The organism is Butyrivibrio sp. (assembly GCF_017635265.1).
Lineage (GTDB): Bacteria > Bacillota > Clostridia > Lachnospirales > Lachnospiraceae > Butyrivibrio.
Window position 1 is genome coordinate 1 of record NZ_JAGBLU010000022.1, and the last position, 4,563, is coordinate 4,563.

The following is a 4,563-nucleotide window of genomic DNA, read 5'->3' on the forward strand; positions in this document are numbered from 1 at the left end:
GCGCAACATTTTTTGACTACTTTGTCAAGCACTTTTTTAGAAAAAACGCAAAAAAACAGAGGCTTTTACACCTCTGCTTGAAGATACTATTTAATTAAATGTGAATCAGGGGGACTCTTATCTAAATGACATTGGGACGGTTCTTTTGTCTTGTCCATTTGTTACATGTTTGTAATAGCGATAATATATATATTTTATTGTAACAGAATATTTGTCCCCATGGTCCATTAAAATCGCAATTTATGAACAGTGCATAAATACATCTGATTAGCGGGATTTTTGACAAAAGACTACTATTAAGTGGGGTTAGTATTTATTACTGGAGGTATAGTATGAAACAAGCAATTTACTTAGTTTACGTAGCACTACCTGTTATTTTGCTATGGGGAGCAAAATTTTCAGGAAAAAGATTCAACGATGGTTTTCTGTCTCTGGAGCAGACAAAGGCCATTCAGGGATTTCTGGCAATATGCATCATGCTCCATCACATCGCGCAGAAAACCTGTGCGTCCTGGATACAGCCGCAGACGCGCATAGTTCACGGTCTTGACATGTTCGTGCCTATTGGATATCTCTTGGTATCTATATTTCTCTTTTTCAACGGATATGGAGTCTACAAGAGCTATCACACCAAGGAAAACTATCTTGACGGCTTCATAAAAAAGCGTATCCTGCCTGTTGTTCTGGCGCTTTACACAACCACGGTGATCTTTTTTATTGCAAGACTCCTTGTCGGAGAAAAAATGGATGCCAAGCAGGTAATTCTTTACCTTACAAGCATACAGCTCTGCAATCCGAATACCTGGTATGTAATAGTTTTGCCGTTCTTTTATCTGGCTTTCTATTTTTCTTTTAAATTCATAAAAAGAGATGGGCTTGCAGTACTCGCAACCACCGCATTTGTGGTTCTTTACATGCTTCTTGGAACCAGAATTGACCACAATGACTATTGGATAAGGGGCGAATGGTGGTACAACTGCGTATTCTTGTTCCCTGTAGGAATTATCTTTGCAAAATTTGAGGATAAGATAATCCCTCACCTGAAAAAACACTACTGGGTATATCTTGTTGCAGCACTTCTGCTCTTTTACCCGCTATATATTTATTCCGGATTTATCTGTAATATATTTGGTTACTATGGAGACAACTGGGGAGCTCCCGACACTGTTTTTAGAAGAAGGGTAAGCCTTCTATCTCAGGTATTTTTGACAACAGAATTTGTCTTCACTGTTCTGCTTATAAATATGAAAGTCGCTTTTGGAAACAAATTCCTTAAGTTCATGGGAACAATAACCTTGGAATTCTATCTTATCCACGGCCTTTATGTAGAGTTATTTGGCTGGCAGTTTGACGGCGGAGTGCCTTCACCACACCATATTAAATACGTTTTGGTGTATGTGCTCGTAGTATTTGCTCTGGGTGTTCCATCCGCAATGTTATTGAAAAAGCTCCACGGAGTAATCTTACGTAAGCCTGACGCAATTACTTCACATTCACGCAAGGCTGCTTAAAACTCCATTTAACAGATTTGTGCAATTTTATTTAACATATTTGTGCTATGAATCTATTTCTACGCATTATGCTCTAGCATCTCATATCTTCAAACAAATTGTGGGCCTTTCCAGCTCTTTACTTTTCTGGCTATTCTCTTTATTATATTCTCTGCGCCTTTCATTCTTCAAGGCGCTATTATAAATGAAAGAATAGATGATTTAATGCCATGAACAATAATATAAAGGGAATTCTTTTTACTATATTAGGAGCAGCTTGCTGGGGACTGTCAGGAACAATGGGACAGTATCTCTTCGACGTCCAGAATATGGACAGTAGGTGGCTTGTACCAATAAGACTTGGTCTTTCGGGAATTTTGATTCTTGCATATTGCATGATCAGGCATAAAGACACTGTAATCAAGCCCTGGAAGACAAAAGAAATGTCTTTTTGGATGCTTGTTTATGGAATACTAGGCGTAAGTACCTGCCAATTCCTGTATTTCCTTACTATCGAACTCTCCAATGCTGCCATAGGAACAATCATGCAGGACCTGGCTCCAATTTTCATACTTCTTTTTACCTGTCTTCATATAAAAAGAGGGCCAAAGATATCTGAAATCATATCTATTGCGCTTGCAATTTCAGGTGTATTTCTTTTGACAACTCATGGGGATATAGCACATTTATCAATGCCGGTTTCTGCGCTGATTGCTGGAGTTGGCAGTGCGTTCTGCGTAATGATCTACAACGTTCTGGCTCCCAAGATAACAAAAGAAATCCCTGTCATCGTTGCACAAGGATGGTCATTCTTATTTGGCGGCATACTTTTGGGATTTGCTTTCAAAATATGGACAATTCATTATGTTCCAAACATTTATGGTTTGTTTGGAATAGCTTTTGTTGTAATAGTAGGAAATGTCTGCGCATTCACCCTCTATATAAGCGGTGTATCCAAAATTGGTCCTCAAAAAGCAATTCTTTATAGCTTTGCAGAACCAATAACTGCAGCGCTACTTTCAACTTTTGTGCTAGGAAGCAAGTTTACTGTGTATGACGCTGCAGGTTTTGGTCTCATATTTCTAATGCTATGGATGATAACTTTCTCCAAAGAAAAATAATCACGTAGGGTAGCCTCCCTGTTTTTTAGTTTCGAGCTGCTATTAGTGATAACTATGAACACGTTTTATACCTGGTGCGATTGCTTTTTGAGGACAAACCAGCAGGCAAAGGTGACAGCCAACACATTTTTTTCCGTTAAGTACGGGACGTCTGTTTTCATCAAGCTTAATTGCCTGATGCCCTCCGTCTTTACATGAAATCATGCACCTTCCACATCCAATACATCGTTCTTTGATAAATCTCGGGAATACGACTGTATCCCTTTCAAGGGTATCTGTCGTACTACTTAATGTATCAAGTCCAAGGCCTATAACTTCTTTAACGCTTCTATAGCCCTTCTCAGCAAGATACATATTGAGCCCGGCTTTAAGGTCGTCTATGATTCTATAACCATATTGCATTACTGCGGTAGTGACCTGCACAGATTCTCCGCCCAAAAGCATGAACTCCAAAGCATCCTGCCAGGTCTCAACGCCGCCCATGGCAGAAATATGCATTCCATTAAGAGCCGGATTCAGTCCAAGTTCTGATATAAATCTTAAAGCGATAGGCTTGACTGCATTGCCACTATAGCCTCCCACAGCGCTATGTCCATGAACTGCTGGAGCTGCAACGTAGGTATGAATATTTAAGCCTGTTATAGACTTAATAGTATTAATTGCCGCTATGCCATCTGCTCCACCTCTCTTAGCGGCCTCAGCTGCAGGACTCATGGAAGCTACATTGGGAGTGAGTTTTGCCAGAACCGGTATATTGGTTGCATTTTTAGCTGCTCTGGTAAATCTTTCCACCAGCTCTGGGACCTGTCCAATGTCACTTCCAAGCCCGCCCTCTGCCATGTTAGGACAGGAAAAATTAAGTTCTATGGCATCTGCTCCGTTTTCCTCGCAAAGTCGTGCAAGCTCGCCCCACTCATCTTCATTTTGCCCCATTATTGATGCAAGTATAAATTTAGAAGGGTAATTCTCCTTTAATCTTCTAAAGATTTCCATGTTTTCAGCGACACTGTGATCAGAAAGCTGTTCTATATTTTTAAATCCGACGATGCTACCATCATTGCCGGTAATCGCTGAAAAACGTGGAGATGCCTCGTGTATATCAAGTGAGCATATTGTCTTAAAGCACACGCCTGCCCAGCCTGCTTCAAATGCATTTGCACACATTTCATAGGTGCTTGCCACAACAGAGGATGATAAAAGAAATGGATTCTCCAGAGGGATTCCGCAAATATCACATTTCAGAGCATCTTCACTATTTGGGATGGGCGTTTCGCATTCTTTTTTTACCTGAGAATACATGCGATTCATAATATCTCTGATTTCTACTTTCCCTGAGCGAACACATAATTTCTCGCAAGGTGCCGCACAGGTAATACATGGATTCTTTTCCGGCATTCTTTGTGCTGCTGTCTGTTCGTTCTTAAACCAAATACTTCTAAGGATGTCTGATGGTTCTATCTCATTACAAGCATCATTACAAGGTGCATCGGCACATAATGCACAGTGTATCATGTCTACTCTTTTTATAGTCTGATTTTCCTGAAGCAACACACACCTCCACTTAATATTTTAACGGTATTATGTTAATATTATATATATAGAATGATTCACTTGAAAGAGAGGACCTTAATATGGCAGAAAGAAGCAACGAACAGAAAAGCTTTTTTAAGAACCTGCACACGGATCAGTATAAATGGAATGATTTCTTTCTTATTCCGCTTATAGTGACAATTGTGATGATGTTTGTCGGGCAGATGGGACTTCTCGTAATCTCTAAAATTTTAATGAAACCGATTATCAACGATAACAATGTCGATTTTCTAACAATATTTCAACATTATTTCACCTTCCTGGGAATTTGGATTATAGCTTTACTTTATTGCTACTTTACCAAAAAAAACAGACCAATAATTAAGGCTTTAACACCTTTTTGCAAAGGAAATACAGTGAAA

At 39.4% G+C, this 4,563-nt stretch carries 4 protein-coding genes; 3 read left to right on the forward strand and 1 reads right to left on the reverse strand.

What is annotated here, in order from left to right; all coding sequences use genetic code 11:
* The first annotated feature begins 332 nt into the window (after positions 1 to 332).
* Together J6O61_RS02850 and J6O61_RS02855 are read left to right on the forward strand one after the other, a co-directional pair.
* Positions 333 to 1,511 (forward strand): acyltransferase family protein, encoded by a 1,179-nt coding sequence (locus J6O61_RS02850; RefSeq protein WP_292209350.1) that lies wholly within the window; start codon positions 333 to 335, stop codon positions 1,509 to 1,511.
* A gap of 209 nt (positions 1,512 to 1,720) precedes the next feature.
* Entirely contained in the window at positions 1,721 to 2,611 is an 891-nt protein-coding gene (locus J6O61_RS02855) for a DMT family transporter (protein WP_292209353.1), read from the forward strand.
* 42 nt (positions 2,612 to 2,653) lie between these two features.
* Here the strand turns inward: J6O61_RS02855 and preA are convergent, their stop codons facing one another.
* Entirely contained in the window at positions 2,654 to 4,159 is a 1,506-nt protein-coding gene (gene preA, locus J6O61_RS02860; RefSeq protein ID WP_330613712.1) for an NAD-dependent dihydropyrimidine dehydrogenase subunit PreA, read from the reverse strand.
* 83 nt (positions 4,160 to 4,242) lie between these two features.
* On the opposite strand from preA, the gene J6O61_RS02865 reads away from it, so the two are divergent.
* The coding region (locus J6O61_RS02865) for a hypothetical protein (protein ID WP_292209356.1) at positions 4,243 to 4,563 on the forward strand (321 nt) is incomplete at its 3' end.